The sequence below is a fragment of the Nocardioides euryhalodurans genome (assembly GCF_004564375.1).
Lineage (GTDB): Bacteria > Actinomycetota > Actinomycetes > Propionibacteriales > Nocardioidaceae > Nocardioides > Nocardioides euryhalodurans.
The window spans coordinates 3,384,175-3,398,944 of record NZ_CP038267.1 but is presented as its reverse complement, the minus strand read 5'-3'; the positions used below and the strand labels follow the sequence as shown (position 1 = coordinate 3,398,944).

Below are 14,770 nucleotides of genomic sequence, written 5' to 3'. Positions count from 1 at the left end.
GTCAGGCCTCGGTGGTGAAGCCCGCGCCGGTCACGGCGGTCGTGCACGCGGCCTCGTCCTGGTCGCCGGTGCCGCCGCTTCCGCCGAGGGCACCCAGCAGCTGCCCGTCCCGGTAGACCGGGACCGCCCCGGTCTGGGGGGTGAACCTGCCGTGCGTCATCGCGGTCAGGGCACCTGCGAAGTTGGGCATCGGCTCCATCTTGGCCTTCTGGCCCGCGCTCGGCATGCCGTAGGCGGCCGAGGTCCAGGCCTTGCCCTGGGCCACGTCGGCGCTGATCCAGGGAGCCCCGTCCATCCGGACCAGGCTCACCAGGTGACCGGCAGGGTCCATGACCGCGAAGGACATCGGGACCCCCATCGCGGTGGCGGCGTCGCGCGCGGCGGAGCAGAGAGCGGTGGCGTCGTCGAGAGTCAGCATGTCCGTCAGTCTGCCCCACGGGTCACCCGGATGAGAGGCTGGTGCCGTGGAGCGTGAGGACCTGGTCCGGCTGCGCCGCGTGCGCGACCTGATGGACCGCGACTACGCCGAGCCGCTGGACGTGCCGCGGCTGGCGGGGCTCGCCCACATGTCCCCGGGACACTTCCAGCGCTCCTTCAAGGAGGCGTTCGGCGAGACGCCGTACGCCCACCTGATGACCCGGCGGATCGAGCGCGCGCAGGCGCTGCTGCGGCTCGGCGAGCTCAGCGTGACCGAGGTCTGCATGGTCGTGGGCTGCACCTCGCTCGGGTCCTTCAGCGCCCGCTTCACCGAGCTCGTCGGGGAGACCCCGAGCGCCTACCGCGCCCGCACCCATGACGACCTCCGCGGGATCCCGGGCTGCATCGCCAAGGACGTCACGCGGCCGGTCCGCAACCGGTCAGTTTCCGAGAAGCCCGCGGGGACCTCCGCGTCCTAGCGTTCCCGGCATGACGAACACACTCACCGAGAAGGACACCATGACTGCACCGACCGGATCGCTCAAGGTCGCCAACTGCTTCGTGCCCGTCGACGACCCCGAGAAGGCCCTGGCCTTCTACGGCGGCGTCCTCGGCTTCGAGGTGCGGACCGACGTGAGCCACGGCGACTACCGCTGGCTCACGCTCTCCACCCCCACCCAGCCCGAGCTGGAGATCACCGTCCACCAGGTCGGCTCGAGCCCGATGTCCGACGACGACAGGGACGCCATGGCCGACCTGCTCGCCAAGGGTCTCCTGGGCGCCCTGATCTTCCACTGCGACGACGTCGACGCGCTGTTCGAGCACGTCCGCGCCTCCGGTGCCGAGGTCCTCCAGGAGCCGGCCGACCAGTTCTACGGCGTCCGCGACTGCGCGTTCCGCGACCCGGCCGGCAACCTGGTGCGCTTCAAGGCCGACCTGCAGCAGGACTGATGTGCCGACCGGGCTGGCCGCCGCCGACGGGTGAGCGCGTCGCGCTGTACGACGCCGACGGCCGGCCGGCCGGCTCGACCACCCGCGAGCGGGTCCGGGCGCTGAACCTCACCCACGCCGCCACGGCCGTCGTGGTCCGGGATCCCTGGGGCCGGGTGCACGTGCACCGGCGCACGGACACCAAGGACGTCTACCCCGGACGCCACGACTTCGCCGCCGGTGGCGTCGTCGGCGCCGGCGAGGACCCCGCTGCGGCCGCCGCCCGCGAGCTCGAGGAGGAGCTCGGCATCAGCGGTGTGGCCCTCGAGCCGCTCGGGGTCGCCCGCTTCCACGACGACCACACCGACTACTGGGGCCACTGCTTCACCACGACGTGGGACGGTCCGGTCCGGCTGCAGCCGGAGGAGGTCGCGTGGGGTGACTGGTGGCCGCTGGAGCGGCTGGTCGCCGCCCTCGACGACCCGGCGTGGGCGGTGGTGCCCGACACGACCGGGCTGCTCGGCGACTGGCTGCGCGAGCGGCTCGCCGACCGGGTGCCGGTCACCGAGCAGGGGTGGGACAGCCACGCCGAGGTGGTGGAGGGCCGCTGGCTCGACCGGACCCCCCGCCGGCCGGAGGTCCGCACCTGGCTCGAGGTCGAGGCACGGCTGATGCCCCGGCTCGCGCCACGACTGCCGCTCGCGGTGCCCGTCCCCGTCCTGCTCGACACCCAGCCGCCCCGGGCCCGCCACCTGCTGGTCCCCGGGGACCCGGTCGACCGCGACCTGCTCGACGCGACCGACGGGCGCGTGGTCGGGGAGTTCCTGCGGTCCCTGCACGACACACCGGCCTCGGTGTGGGCGGGCACGGGAATCGGCGCCGACACCGACCGGCTGCCGATGCTCGAGACGATGGACCAGCAGGTCGTGCCGCTGCTCCCCGCCGACCTGCGCGACGCAGGGAAGGCGCTGCTGACCCGGTGCCGTGCGGCGTCCCACCACCGCGTGCTGCGCCACGGCGACCTCGGCCCGGAGCACCTCCTCACGACCGACGGTCGCGTCACCGGCGTCATCGACTGGACCGACGTCGCGCTGGGCGATCCCGCCCTCGACCTGGCGTGGCTGGTCCACCGCACACCGGGCCCCTTCGCGGACGCGCTGGTGACGGCGTACGGCCCGACCCGCGAGGAGCTCGCCCGCGGCCGCGACTGGCACCTCCTCGGACCGTGGTGGGAGGTGCGCCACGGGCTCACCGGCGGCGGGAGGGAGTACGCCGGCTCCGGGCTCGACGGCGTGGTCGAGCGGCTGCGGGGCACTCCGTAGGCTTGCCCCCGTGACTGACACTCCGACCTCCGCCTGGGGCTGGGGCCTGGCGACGCTCGACGCGTCCGGCGCCGTGCTCGACGTCTGGTTCCCCGCGCCCTCGCTGGGCGACCCCGACGAGTCCGACGCGCCCGCCGAGCTGGTCGCGCTGACCGGCGACGACGACGCCCGCGCGGTGTCGCGTCGTGTGAGCAGGGTCGTCGTGGGCGACCTGCAGCAGCCGATCGACGGCACCGAGGACGCCTGGCTGCGGCTGCACCTCCTCTCCACCCGCCTGGTGGCCCCGCACACCATCTCGATGGACGGCGTGTTCGGGGCGCTCACCAACGTCGTGTGGACCTCGGCCGGACCCTGCGCGGTCGCCGGCTTCGAGGCCACGCGGGCACGGCTGCGCGCGTCCGGCCGGCACGTCACCGTCCACGGCGTCGACAAGTTCCCGCGGCTGGTCGACTACGTCATCCCCTCGGGGGTCCGGATCGCCGACGGTGACCGGGTGCGGCTCGGAGCGCACCTCGCCGAGGGCACCACCGTCATGCACGAGGGCTTCGTCAACTACAACGCCGGCACGCTCGGCACCTCGATGGTCGAGGGCCGGATCTCGGCCGGCGTGGTGGTCGGCGACGGCTCCGACGTCGGCGGCGGAGCCTCGATCATGGGCACGCTGTCCGGTGGCGGCAAGGAGGTCATCTCGGTCGGCGAGCGCTGCCTGATCGGCGCCAACGCCGGCATCGGCATCTCCCTCGGCGACGACTGCGTGGTCGAGGCCGGCTGCTACGTCACGGCCGGCACCAAGGTGACGGTCGTCGGCACCGGCGAGGAACCGACGGTCGTCAAGGCCGCGACCCTCTCGCACGTGGACAACATCCTGTTCCGGCGCAACTCCGTCACGGGTGCGGTCGAGGCCACCCCGTGGCAGGGGCAGGGCGTGGCGCTCAACGCCGCGCTCCACGCCAACTGACCGGCGACCGCAGTGAGACGCAGGCTGTGGACGATCGGCGCGGTGGTCGCGCTGGTCGCCGGCGGCATCGTGACCTGGCTGTCCGTGCGTGACACGGTGGGCCCGCTGCTCGGCGGCGACCGCTGCACCGCCACGGTGCAGGGACGGACCGTGGAGCTGGACCCGGAGCAGGCCGAGAACGCCGCGCTCATCGCGGCCATCTCGGTCCGCCGTGGCATGCCCGCCCGGGCGGCCACGATCGCCATCGCCACGGCGTACCAGGAGTCGAAGCTCACCAACATCGACTACGGCGACCGCGACTCGATCGGGCTGTTCCAGCAGCGACCCTCCCAGGGCTGGGGCACACGGGCGCAGATCCTCGACCCGGAGTACTCCATCAACGCCTTCTACGACGCACTCGTGGGGGTCGACGGCTACGAGTCGCTGGAGGTCACGGTCGCGGCCCAGGAGGTGCAGCGTTCCGGCTTCCCCGACGCCTACGCCGACCACGAGGCCGACGCACGAGTGCTGGCCAGCGCCCTGACCGGCCAGTCCTGGCGGGCCTTCCACTGCACCGTGACCGGCGACCCGGACCGGGCGTCGACCCGGCTCGACAGCACCGGGCTGACCACGCGTGCGGCGCTCGTACGCGACGACCTCGAGGCGGCGTTCGGCCCGCAGTCACTGGGCGGCTTCGCCCCGGGCGGCGTCCGCGACGGCCACATGAAGGGCTCGGCCCACTACGACGGCCGCGCCGTCGACATCTTCTTCCGGCCGATCAGCCGGCAGAGCCGCGAAGGCGGCTGGGCGCTCGCCCACTACCTCGTCGCCCACGCCGACCGGCTCGAGATCCGCACCGTCATCTACGACGGCCGGATCTGGACCTCCGGCTGGCGCTCCGGCGACGGCTGGCGCCGCTACACCCCCGACACCTCCACGGCCTCACCCGAGACCGCGGCGATCCTCGAGCACCGCGACCACGTGCACGTCGACGTCCACGAGTAGCGCGCGCTCAGCGGCCGAGGTCTCGCAGGGTCCGGGCGGCCTGGCCGTCGACCAGCGTCAGCGCCAGCAGGCTCACGGCCGTGGCCCGACCCGACCAGCTGCCCCGGCCGACGGCGACCGCGGTGCCGACGTTGGCCACGGCACGTGCCGCCAGCCACGGCCACCGGGGCGTGCCGACCAGCAGGCCCGGCGCCAGCGCCAGGTCGACCAGGCCGACCCTCCGCGCCGTCCGCGGGTCGTCGATACCGGCCAGCGGCCCCGCCCGACCGGGAGCGGCGAGCAGGGCCGAGCCGATGACCAGGGTGGCGAGTCCCGCGGTCCTGCCCGCCCGGAGCGCTGCTTCCTCGTCCATGCGGGGATCATAGGCTCGAACCTCCACGGCGCCCGCCGGGCCGACCCCCACCCGTCCGACACGATCGATGTCGAGAGGACTGATCATCATCGAGACTCCCCACAGCACCCGCGAGATCCACCTGGCGTCCCGGCCCCACGGGGAGCCGACGGCGGACGACTTCGAGCTCGCCGAGGTCGACGTACCCGCGCTGGATGAGGGTGAGGTGCTCGTCGCGAACCACTACATGTCGGTCGACCCCTACATGCGCGGCCGGATGAACGACACGAAGTCGTACGTGCCTCCGTTCCGGATCGGCGCCCCGCTCGAGGGCGGGGCCGTCGGCGAGGTCCTCGCCTCCACGAGCGACCGGGTGCCGGTCGGCTCCACGGTGCTGCACGGCCTCGGGTGGCGCGAGCACGCCGTGCTGTCCGCCGACAAGGTGAAGGTCGTCGACGCCTCGCTGGCTCCCGAGTCCGCCTACCTCGGCGCCCTGGGCATGACCGGCCTGACCGCCTGGGGCGGGCTCACCCGGGCTGCCGCCTTCCAGCCGGGTGACGCTGTCTTCGTGTCCGGTGCCGCCGGCGCGGTGGGCTCGATCGTGGGCCAGATCGCGAAGGTGTCCGGGGCCTCGCGCGTGGTCGGGAGCGCCGGGTCGCCGGAGAAGGTTGCCAGGTTGCTCGAGCTGGGCTTCGACGCAGCCTTCGACTACCACGACGGCCCGGTCGCACAGAGCCTGAAGGACGCTGCGCCCGACGGGATCGACGTCTACTTCGACAACGTGGGCGGCGAGCACCTCGAGGCCGCCCTGTCCGCGATGAACGTGTTCGGACGAGTGGCGGTCTGCGGGGCGATCTCGCAGTACAACGCCACCGCGCCGACGCCGGCTCCGCGCAACCTGGCGCTGCTGATCGGCAAGCAGCTCACCCTGAGGGGCTTCCTCGTCAAGGAGTACGCCGACCTGTCAGCGGAGTTCGCCGAGCTGATGGCCGGCTGGCTGGCCGACGGGTCGATCACCTTCGACGAGACGGTCCGGGAAGGTCTCGACCAGGCGCCGCAGGCCCTCATCGACCTGCTCCGCGGCGGCAACACGGGCAAGATGCTGGTCCGGCTCTAGCCCACCCCCCGCCCACCGCGCCGACCCGGTCGCTCGCGTCCCATTCCGGAAGCACATCGTCCGCATACGGCCCTAGGGTCTGCCGCATGGACATCATCCTGGTCCCGGGACTCTGGCTCCACGGCCGCTCGTGGGACGCCGTCGTCCCCGCCCTCGAGGGGGCCGGGCACCGGGTCCGCGCCCTGACCCTTCCGGGCATGGACGGCCGGGACGACGACCGCGCCGGGATCACGCTGGCCGACCACGTCGGAGCCGTCGTCACCGCGATCGACGCGGTCGACGGCCGGCCGCTGCTGCTGGTCGGGCACTCCGCCGGCAGCGCCATCGGCCACGCCGCGGTCGACGCCCGGCCGGACCGGGTGGCGAGAGCGGTCTACGTGGGCGGGTTCCCGTCGGCCGACGGCGAGCCGCTGCTGGCGGGCCTCCCAGCGCAGGACGGCGAGGTCGCCATGCCGGACTGGGCGGAGCTGGGCGAGGAGGCCAACGTCGTCGACTTCGACGAGGCATCGCTGGCGCGGTTCTACGCCGAGGCGGTCCCTGCTCCCGAGGGCGTGCTGACAGGCACCGTGCGGCTCTCGGACGAGCGGCGGTGGGGCGTCCCCGTGACGTTGGTGTGCCCGGAGTACACCGCTGCCGAGCTGCGCGACTGGGTCGCACAGGGCGAGCTGCCCGAGGTCACCCGGATCGAGGAGGTGGAGTACGTCGACCTGCCGGGCGGACACTGGCCGCAGCTCACCCAGCCCGAGCGTCTCGCGCGCGTCATCCTCGACGCGGCCGGGTGACGGCCGCGTCCCCCACGCCTGCGGTCAGCCGAGGCGCGAGGCGACCCGGGCGATGCGCTCGTCGGTCGCGGTGAAGGCGACCCGGACGTGGCGCGAGCCGGCCGGGCCGTAGAACGACCCGGGCGCGACCAGGACGCCGCGCTCGGCGAGCCAGCCGACGGTGTCCCAGCAGTCCTCGTCGCGCGTCGACCAGAGGTAGAGCGAGCCCTGCGAGTGGTCGATCCGGAACCCTGCCGACTCCAGCGCCTCCCGCAGCACCGCACGCCGCGCGGCGTACACCGCGTGCTGGGCCAGCACGTGGTCGTCGTCGGCCAGCGCGGCAGCCATCGCGTGCTGCTGCGGGCCCGGCACGATCAGCCCGAGGTTCTTGCGGACGGCCAGCAGCTCGGCCACGACCGCGGCGTCGCCGGCGACGAACGCACAGCGGTAGCCCGCGAGGTTGGACCGCTTGGAGAGCGAGTGGACGGCGAGGATCCCCTCGGCGGACCCGCCGCAGATGTCGGGGTGCAGCACCGACACGGGCTGCGTGTCGGCCTCCCAGCCCATCTCGACGTAGCACTCGTCGGAGACCAGCAGCACGCCGCGCTCACGGCACCACGCGACGACCTTGCGCAGGTGGTCGGGCGGCAGCACCCGTCCCGACGGGTTGGACGGGGAGTTGATCCACAGCAACGCCGGGGTCTCCGGTCCGAGCGCCGTCAGCGAGTCGGTCGCGACCGCCCGCGCGCCGCACAGCGCCGCCCCCACCTCGTACGTCGGGTAGGCGAGCTGCGGGTAGGCGACCAGGTCCCCCGGACCCAGCCCGAGGTGACCCGGCAGCGAGGCGATCAGCTCCTTGGACCCGATCGTCGGCAGCACGTGCTCGATCCCGAGGCCGGTGACGCCGAGGCGACGAGCCAGCCAGTCGACCACCGCCTGCCGGGTGGCGGGCAGCCCGATCGTCGTCGGGTAGCCCGGCGAGTCGGCCGCCGCACGCAGGGCGTCCTGGACGACGGCGGGCGTCGGGTCGACGGGCGTGCCGATCGACAGGTCGACGACCCCGTCGGGGTGCGACCGGGCGACCTCCCGGTGGGCGTCGAGCTGGTCCCAGGGGAAGTCGGGGAGGTGCGAGGAGACCCCCTTGTGGGGCAGCGTCACTCGTCGTGTTCTTGCGGGGGCAGCGCCGCGACGAGCTCGTGGTCGTGGTCGATCTCGCCCATCTTGGCGGCACCGCCCGGCGAGCCGAGCTTGTCGAAGAAGTGGACGTTGGCGTCGTAGTAGGCCTTCCACTCCTCCGGGGTGTCGTCCTCGTAGAAGATCGCCTCGACCGGGCAGACCGGCTCGCAGGCACCGCAGTCGACGCACTCGTCGGGGTGGATGTAGAGCATCCGCTTGCCCTCGTAGATGCAGTCCACGGGACACTCGTCGACGCAGGCACGGTCCTTGAGGTCGACGCACGGCTGGGCGATGACGTAGGTCACCTGTACCTCCTGGAGTCGCTGCGGATGCTGTTCGCAGCCCAGCCTAGTATCCCCTCGTGCCCGATGCTCCCGAGGCCCACCGTCTCGGACCACACGTCGTCGGCACCCGTGTCGTCGTACGCCGGGTGCTGCCGGGCGAGACCGGTCCGACGGGTGGACCCGCCCTGACCGACGTGCTCGGGACGTGCCTGCGCTGGTCCGACGGGGAGTGCGTCGTCCAGCCCGAGTCCGGCCCCGCGGTGACCATCCCCTGGCGGCTGATCGTCTCGGGCAAGCCGGTGCCGCCGCGTCCCTCCGTACGCCACCGCGCGAGCCCCCGCGAGGTGCAGCTCCGGTCGCTGGTGCTGTGGCCGGGCCTGACCACCGAGCCGCTCGGCGACTGGGTGCTGCGGGCCGCCCCGCCGGTCGACGGCCGGCGGCTGCGCCGCGCCAACTCGGCCCTGGCCATGGGTGACGCAGGCGTGCCGCTGCCGGACGCGGAGCGCGCCGTCCGTGCCTTCTACGCGCGCCACGACCGTGCTCCGATCGCGATGGTCGAGCTCGACGGAGCGATCCACGCCGGGCTCTCCGGGATGGGGTGGGAGCCGATCGAGGTCGCACCGGTACGCGTCCAGCTCGCCTCGGTCGCCCGGGCGGCCCGCGCGTGCGGCCGGCCGCCCGACCGGGCCCGGCTGGAGGTGTCGGGCCCCCGGGCGGAGGTCCACCTCGACGGCGCCGCGCGTGGCCGGGCCGCGGTCGACGGCGACTGGGTCGGGCTCCACGGGGTCCAGGTCCAGCCAGACCGGCGCCGCAGCGGCCTCGCGAGGGAGGTCGTCGCGACGCTCCTCGACTGGGCCGCCTCGCAGGGAGCCACGACCGCCTGGCTGCACGTCGAGTCCGACAACCCGGCCGGACTCGCGCTCTGGGAGTCGCTCGGCTTCCGCACCCACCACACCCACCGTTACCTCTCCCCCGGCGGGTGACCCTTCACCCCGGGGGCCGGACGCGAGAGGGTGGGGCCATGCCACGACTGATCGACCTGTCCGCCGACGTAGGTGAGGGCTACGGCTCGTGGACCATGGGCGACGACGCCCGCCTGCTCGACTCGCTGAGCTCGGCCAACGTCGCGTGCGGGTTCCACGCCGGCGACCCCTCGACGATGCGCCACACCGTCGAGCTCTGCCGCCACCGCGGGGTCGCGATCGGCGCCCACCCGTCCTTCCCCGACCGGGTCGGCTTCGGTCGGCGCACCATGCAGATGTCCTACGACGAGCTCTTCTGCGACACCGTCTACCAGGTCGGCGCGCTCGCCGGGTTCGCCCGGGCGGCCGGTGTCCGGCTCCAGCACGTCAGCCCGCACGGCCGGCTCGGCAACCTCGTGGTCACCGACGAGGCGTACGCCGCCCCGGTGCTCGACGCGATCGCCGCCGTCGACACCGAGCTGGCGGTGGTGACCTACTCCGGCGTGCTCGAGCGCCTCGCACGCGACCGCGGGATGCGGGTCGGGCTGATGGGCTTCCCCGACCGCGCGTACGAGGACGACGGAACCCTGGTGTCGCGGCAGGAGCCCGACGCAGTCGTCCACGAGACCGAGCTCATCGCCGAGCGGGCGCTCCGGATGGTCGAGACCGGCACCATCGAGGCCCGGAGCGGCCGGACCATCGAGATCAACGTCCAGACGGTGCTGCTCCACGGCGACAACGACGCGTCGGTGCACGCCGCGATCCACGTCCGTCGGGTGCTGGAGGAGGCGGGCGTGGAGATCGCCCCGCTGTCCGAGGTCCTCGACGCGTGACGACGATCGTCCCGTACGGCGACGCCGCGCTGCTGGTCGAGCCCACCGGCTCCGACGACGAGCGCTGGTCGACCGCCCAGGCGCTCGGCCGGGTCCTGGTCGCCGAACCGCCACCCGGCTTCGTCGACGTCGTCGCCAGCTTCCGGCACGCCTTCGTCACCTTCGACCCGGTGCGCACGGACCACGACACCATGGCCGAGGCCGTGCGCACCCGGCTCGCGCGGGCCACGACGCCGCGCCGGCGGCGGACCTTCACGATCCCGGTGGTCTACGGCGGCGATCACGGGCCCGACCTCGACGACGTCGCGGCGATCCTCGACGTCACCCCGCAGCAGGTCGTCGACCTGCACACCCGCGAGCCGTGGCTGCTGCGCTTCGTCGCCTCCCCGGTCGCCGCGCCGTTCGTCGAGCTCGCGGACGTCCCGGCCCCGGTCCCGCGGGTCCCGTCACCCCGGGTCCGGATCCCACCCGGGTCGGTCGCGATGAGCGGTCGCCAGTCGATGATCTACCCGGTCGGGTCGCCCGGCGGCTGGCGGCTGGTCGGCCGGACGCCCCTGCAGCTCTTCGACCTCACCGACCCCGACGTCGTCCCGTACCGCGCCGGCGACCTGCTGCGCTTCCGGGCCGTGGACGCCGAGGCCTGGGACGACCTGCTGGGGCAGCCGGCGACCCCCGACGCCGACGCATGACCACCCCACGGAACGGCAGCACGACGCTCACGGTCGGGCAACCGGGCATCACCTGGGTGCAGGACCTCGGCCGCCCCGGCCTGGCCCGGCTCGGCATCTCGGACAACGGCGCCGGTGACCGCTACGCCGCAGCAGTGGCGGCCGCGCTCGTCGGCAACGACCCCGGCACGCCGGTGCTCGAGGTCATCGCGACGCAGCTGTCGTTCACCGTCGACCGGCCCACCCTCGTGGCGGTGACCGGCGCCGCTTCGGCGGTGCAGGTCGGACCGGCCACCCAGCCCGCCTGGCAGACGCTCGTCGTCCCGGCCGGCGCCACGGTCACCGTCCCCGCACCGCTCCGCGGCCTGCGGTCGTACGTCGGTCTCCGCGGCACCCTGGTCGCGGAGACCACCCTCGGCAGCGTCGCGCCCGACCCGCTGCTCGGGGTCGGCACCCGGCTGGCCGCCGGCGACCGGCTCGAGCTGCGCACCACGTTCACCGGCCTCGACCACCCGCACACCCGGATCCCGGTCTTCCGCTTCCCCGTGGACCGCCCGGCAGCGGGCGACCTCCACCTCGTCGACGTCACCCCCGGACCCGAGGCCACCGAGTTCCCCGCGGACGCCCTGGCAGGCCCGTGGGAGGTGGCACCGGAGTCGGACCACGTCGGGCTACGGCTCGCGGGAGAGGCGCCACGACGGTCGCACGAGGCAGAGATCCTCTCCCGCGGCGTGCCCGTGGGTGCGGTCGAGATCCCGCCGTCGGGCGGCTTGCTGGCGCTGCTGCGCGGGAGGCTGGTCACCGCCGGCTACCCCGTCGCCGGCGTCGCGACCACGGTGGCCGTGGACCGGCTCGCGCAGGCCGGCCCGGGGGACACGATCCGGTTCCGACTGTGCTCGGTCGCCGACGGGGTCGCGCAGGCGCGGCGGCAGGCGGCGTCGGTGGCACGGCTCGCCGGCTCCGTCCGGGCCGGGCTCGCCGCCGCCGGGGTGACTCCGGCCTGACCGCGGTCCCGTGTCCTCGGGCGTCGGGCGGTCAGCCGGCGGCCGGGTTGGTGCAGATCACCGTGTCGCTGGGGATGTAGGTGGTGTTGAACTTCTCGGTCCGCACCAGCTCCGAGGAGCCGGGGCGACGGAAGTAGCGCCACACGTCGACGTCGAAGCCGCCGTACCCCTCGTTGGGGTAGCAGTCGGCGGTGTCGAGCCGCCGGGTGTCCGGCTCGGTGAAGGCGTAGCGGTCGCTGGTGCGCGTCGTGATGTCCCAGGTCTTGGTGGACCACATGCTCACGGTCACCACGCCGGACGTGGAGGGGGTGCTGGGGGTGACGCTGGTGGTGACCAGCACCCCGTGGGGGGTGTCGTTGCGGAACCGCAGGTCGACCGCGCCCCAGGCGACCGTCGCCTCGCGCCCGACGGGGTAGCGGTCGATGTAGAAGGAGTGGGGCTTGTGCTCGATGTCCTCGAGGCCGGCGAAGAACGCGGCGTTGAAGGTCGTCGTCGCCATCTGCGAGACGCCGCCGCCGAGGTCCTCGACCAGGATGCCGTCGGAGATCACGAAGCCGTCGGTGAAGCCGTTGGCGCGGGTCCGCTCACCCACGATGTCGTTCATGGAGAAGGTCTCGCCGGGCTGGAGGACCGTGCCGTCGATGAGCTCGCCGGCCCGACCGATGTTGGTGTTGCGGTAGTCGGCGTGGGGGTAGTAGGTCGTGAAGGTCGAGACCCGCTCGACGATCCCGAGGTCGCGCGCCTCGGCCGTGGTCAGGTCGGCCGGATCGGTGGTGGCCGGCACCCGGTCCTCCCGCTTGCCGCTGGGGCGGGTGACCAGGTCGAGGAACGTGTCGGCGAGGTCGGCCGGACGGTAGGTCACGCCGGGCCGCGCGGGCACGACCCGGGGCTGGCCGTCGACGATCCGGAAGCCGGCGTCGACCGGCGCCGCGTTGGTGCTGATGCGTGCGTCCATCAGCTCCTGCAGCCGCGCGCGGTCCAGCACCGGGACCAGCTCGCCGTCGCGCGGCTCGAGGGCCAGCGCATCGACGTAGTCGCCGGGCATCAGCTGCACCCGGGAGTCCTCGAAGAGGATCGTGACCGGCCCCGACATCGCGGGGTTGGCGAAGGTCTCGACGGCCTCCGCCACGTCGGCGTCGTCGACGTCAGGACGCGACGCGGAGAGCTCGAGCCGGAGCGGCTCCTCGGAGAGGTACGCCGCCCGCAGCCCGTCGGCGGCCACGGCGGGGTCGAGCTCCTCGCCCGGCTGCGCCTCGGTCACGTCGACCCGGGTGCCCTCGAAGGTGACCGCGCCGTCGCGGGCTTCGGTCCCGACCTGCTCGGCCAGCTGCTCGGCCGCGGCCGTCAGGGCGGCCTCGTCCACGGTCAGCACGGCGTCGAGGTCGTCGCCGCCGGTGTAGTGGTTCCACAGGCGGGAGGGGTGCCACGAGCGGCCGCCGCCGGCGGCGGCCACGGACGCCTCGTGGTCGACGGCGAGACCGGCCTCCGCGGGAGTCACCCGCACCACCTCGTCGCCGACCCGGACCCGGACCGGCGCGGCGGCGCGGTCGGCGAGCTCGTCCTCGAGCGTCGCGACGGCCTCCTCGGGGGTCTGGCCCCCGACCTCGACGCCCTCGATCGTGGTGCCGCGGGGGACGCGGTCCCCCGCTCCGGCGTACGCCGCGGCGTAGCCGCCGCCCAGCAGGAGGGTCAGCGCCAGCAACAGCAGCAGGACGACGCGACCGCCTGCCTTCTCGCGTCCGGGAGTGCTCATCGCGCGCCAGTGTAGGGCGGCGGATCCAGCGGGGCCGGATCGTCACGCCGCCCCGGGCGCGGCAGCGTGGCGAGGGACGCCCCGGCGGCCACCAGGGCGAGCAGGAGCAGCGCGTAGCCCGACAGGTCGGAGGACACGACGAAGTCGCCCTCGGGCCTGGTGCGGGCGAGCGCTCCCACCGCCACGCCGAACCCGACCCCGAAGGGCAGCCGGAGCAGCCAGCCCGGCGGGAGCGCCACCAGGGCCGCGGCCACCGCCACGACCGCCAGCAGCAGGCCCCACCAGCGGCCGTGGACCGCCACCGCCGCGACCGCGGTGACGCCGCCGGCGGCCAGCAGCGCGAGACCGGCGAGGACCCGCATCACACGCCGGCGAACAGGTCCGTCTCGTAGCCCTCCGGGCCGGGGACGGCCACCCCGCGGACGATGCGGTAGGCCTCCTCGCCCCAGAAGGCGTGGCCGCTCTCGCCGCCGCTGAAGAACGGGCCGTCCTGCTCGACCTGGGTGCGGTGCTGGGCCAGCGCGGTCAGCTTCTGCTCCACGAAGGCCGACCCGTCGACACGGGTGGAGATCAGGTGGTCGGGGGTGATGAACGGCGGCAGGTCGCCGTCGGGGTCCATCCCCTCGAAGGTGGTCGTGTCCCCCGCGTCGCGCAGCGCACGCAGGCTCTCGCGCATCCTGCCCTCGGACATGCCGACCCAGTAGACCTTGGCGATGTCCCACGGCTCCCCCAGGTCGAGGCGGTAGGACGGCACGGCCGCCAGGGTGGCGGCGTACATCGCGACCCGGTGGGCCTGGATGTGGTCGGGGTGCCCGTAGCCGCCGAACTGGTCGTAGGTGACCAGCACCTGCGGCCGTACCTCGCGCACGACCTGCACCAGGTGGTCGGCCGCCTCGGTGAGGTCGGCGTGCCAGAAGGCGTCCTCGCGGGTGTCGTCGGCGGCGACGGCGTGGCCGTCCTCGTGCCAGGCCATGCCGGAGTCGCGGTAGGTGCCGAAGCCGCCGAGGAACCGGTGGTCGGTGACCCCGAGCGTCGCCATGGCCGTCGCGAGCTCCTCCCGACGGTGCGGTCCGAGGGTGTCGTCGTTGTCGGCTGCGAGGTGGGCGAGCTCGGGGACGAGCACCTCGCCCATCTCGCCCGCCGTGCAGGTCACGAGCGTGACGCCGGCCCCCTCGGCGACGTAGCGGGCCATCGTGGCGCCGTTGTTGATGGTCTCGTCGTCGGGGTGGGCGTGGACCAGCAGCATCCGGTGGTCGGCGTGGGGCATGGG

General features: G+C 74.0%; 18 protein-coding genes. 11 read left to right on the top strand and 7 right to left on the bottom strand.

Annotated features, from left to right (window positions below; all coding sequences use genetic code 11):
* Position 1 precedes the first annotated feature (1 nt).
* Positions 2-418 (bottom strand): GlcG/HbpS family heme-binding protein, encoded by a 417-nt coding sequence (locus EXE57_RS16505; RefSeq protein ID WP_135079367.1) that lies wholly within the window; start codon positions 416-418, stop codon positions 2-4.
* A 46-nt stretch (positions 419-464) separates the two neighbouring features.
* Here EXE57_RS16505 and EXE57_RS16500 point away from each other — a divergent pair, with 46 nt between their 5' ends.
* The 5 genes from EXE57_RS16500 to EXE57_RS16475 are packed head-to-tail and all read left to right on the top strand — an operon-like array spanning position 465 to position 4,611.
* Positions 465-896 (top strand): helix-turn-helix transcriptional regulator, encoded by a 432-nt coding sequence (locus tag EXE57_RS16500; protein WP_425271688.1) that lies wholly within the window; start codon positions 465-467, stop codon positions 894-896.
* Between the two features lie 10 nt (positions 897-906).
* Entirely contained in the window at positions 907-1,368 is a 462-nt protein-coding gene (locus tag EXE57_RS16495; protein ID WP_208542888.1) for a VOC family protein, read from the top strand.
* Entirely contained in the window at positions 1,368-2,669 is a 1,302-nt protein-coding gene (locus EXE57_RS20030; RefSeq protein WP_208542887.1) for a phosphotransferase, read from the top strand. Before EXE57_RS16495 ends, EXE57_RS20030 begins: the two co-directional genes overlap by 1 nt.
* 10 nt (positions 2,670-2,679) lie before the next feature.
* Positions 2,680-3,627: a 2,3,4,5-tetrahydropyridine-2,6-dicarboxylate N-succinyltransferase gene (dapD, locus tag EXE57_RS16480; protein WP_135079365.1), complete on the top strand. Its 948-nt coding sequence runs from the start codon at positions 2,680-2,682 to the stop codon at positions 3,625-3,627.
* Between the two features lie 12 nt (positions 3,628-3,639).
* Positions 3,640-4,611 (top strand): VldE C-terminal domain-containing protein, encoded by a 972-nt coding sequence (locus EXE57_RS16475; protein ID WP_425271687.1) that lies wholly within the window; start codon positions 3,640-3,642, stop codon positions 4,609-4,611.
* A 7-nt stretch (positions 4,612-4,618) separates the two neighbouring features.
* Here EXE57_RS16475 and EXE57_RS16470 read toward each other — a convergent pair whose 3' ends face one another.
* On the bottom strand, positions 4,619-4,963 hold the full coding sequence (locus EXE57_RS16470) for a hypothetical protein (protein WP_135079362.1): 345 nt from the start codon (positions 4,961-4,963) through the stop codon (positions 4,619-4,621).
* An 88-nt stretch (positions 4,964-5,051) separates the two neighbouring features.
* Here EXE57_RS16470 and EXE57_RS16465 point away from each other — a divergent pair, with 88 nt between their 5' ends.
* Positions 5,052-6,059, top strand: coding sequence for an NADP-dependent oxidoreductase (locus tag EXE57_RS16465; RefSeq protein ID WP_425271717.1), 1,008 nt, complete (start codon positions 5,052-5,054; stop codon positions 6,057-6,059).
* Between the two features lie 86 nt (positions 6,060-6,145).
* Entirely contained in the window at positions 6,146-6,841 is a 696-nt protein-coding gene (locus tag EXE57_RS16460; RefSeq protein WP_135079358.1) for an alpha/beta fold hydrolase, read from the top strand.
* Positions 6,842-6,865: 24 nt separating this feature from the next.
* Here EXE57_RS16460 and dapC read toward each other — a convergent pair whose 3' ends face one another.
* A complete protein-coding gene (dapC, locus tag EXE57_RS16455) occupies positions 6,866-7,978 on the bottom strand; it encodes a succinyldiaminopimelate transaminase (RefSeq protein ID WP_279633162.1) in 1,113 nt (370 codons plus the stop codon).
* Positions 7,975-8,301 carry a ferredoxin gene (gene fdxA, locus EXE57_RS16450; protein WP_135079356.1) on the bottom strand — a complete coding sequence of 109 codons (327 nt, stop codon included), beginning with the start codon at positions 8,299-8,301 and terminating at the stop codon, positions 7,975-7,977. The genes dapC and fdxA overlap by 4 nt, the downstream gene beginning before the upstream one ends.
* A 56-nt stretch (positions 8,302-8,357) precedes the next feature.
* Between fdxA and EXE57_RS16445 the strand changes: the two genes are divergently transcribed.
* Genes EXE57_RS16445 through EXE57_RS16430 form a run of 4 tightly spaced genes read left to right on the top strand, consistent with a single transcriptional unit; the run spans position 8,358 to position 11,747 of the window.
* Positions 8,358-9,263, top strand: a complete 906-nt coding sequence (locus EXE57_RS16445; RefSeq protein WP_135079354.1) for a GNAT family N-acetyltransferase — start codon at positions 8,358-8,360, stop codon at positions 9,261-9,263.
* 38 nt (positions 9,264-9,301) lie between these two features.
* Positions 9,302-10,075, top strand: a complete 774-nt coding sequence (locus EXE57_RS16440) for a LamB/YcsF family protein (protein WP_135079352.1) — start codon at positions 9,302-9,304, stop codon at positions 10,073-10,075.
* Complete coding sequence (locus EXE57_RS16435; RefSeq protein ID WP_135079350.1) at positions 10,072-10,764, top strand: 5-oxoprolinase subunit B family protein; 693 nt, start codon at positions 10,072-10,074, stop codon at positions 10,762-10,764. Before EXE57_RS16440 ends, EXE57_RS16435 begins: the two co-directional genes overlap by 4 nt.
* Positions 10,761-11,747 carry a 5-oxoprolinase subunit C family protein gene (locus EXE57_RS16430; protein WP_135079348.1) on the top strand — a complete coding sequence of 329 codons (987 nt, stop codon included), beginning with the start codon at positions 10,761-10,763 and terminating at the stop codon, positions 11,745-11,747. Before EXE57_RS16435 ends, EXE57_RS16430 begins: the two co-directional genes overlap by 4 nt.
* A 31-nt stretch (positions 11,748-11,778) precedes the next feature.
* On the opposite strand, the gene EXE57_RS16425 is transcribed toward EXE57_RS16430, so the two are convergent.
* Genes EXE57_RS16425 through mshB form a run of 3 tightly spaced genes read right to left on the bottom strand, consistent with a single transcriptional unit; the run spans position 11,779 to position 14,767 of the window.
* On the bottom strand, positions 11,779-13,500 hold the full coding sequence (locus EXE57_RS16425) for a VanW family protein (protein ID WP_135079346.1): 1,722 nt from the start codon (positions 13,498-13,500) through the stop codon (positions 11,779-11,781).
* Positions 13,497-13,862 carry a hypothetical protein gene (locus EXE57_RS19835; protein ID WP_167305758.1) on the bottom strand — a complete coding sequence of 122 codons (366 nt, stop codon included), beginning with the start codon at positions 13,860-13,862 and terminating at the stop codon, positions 13,497-13,499. Before EXE57_RS19835 ends, EXE57_RS16425 begins: the two co-directional genes overlap by 4 nt.
* Positions 13,862-14,767, bottom strand: a complete 906-nt coding sequence (gene mshB, locus EXE57_RS16420) for an N-acetyl-1-D-myo-inositol-2-amino-2-deoxy-alpha-D-glucopyranoside deacetylase (protein WP_244246878.1) — start codon at positions 14,765-14,767, stop codon at positions 13,862-13,864. Before mshB ends, EXE57_RS19835 begins: the two co-directional genes overlap by 1 nt.
* Between the last annotated feature and the right edge of the window lie 3 nt (positions 14,768-14,770).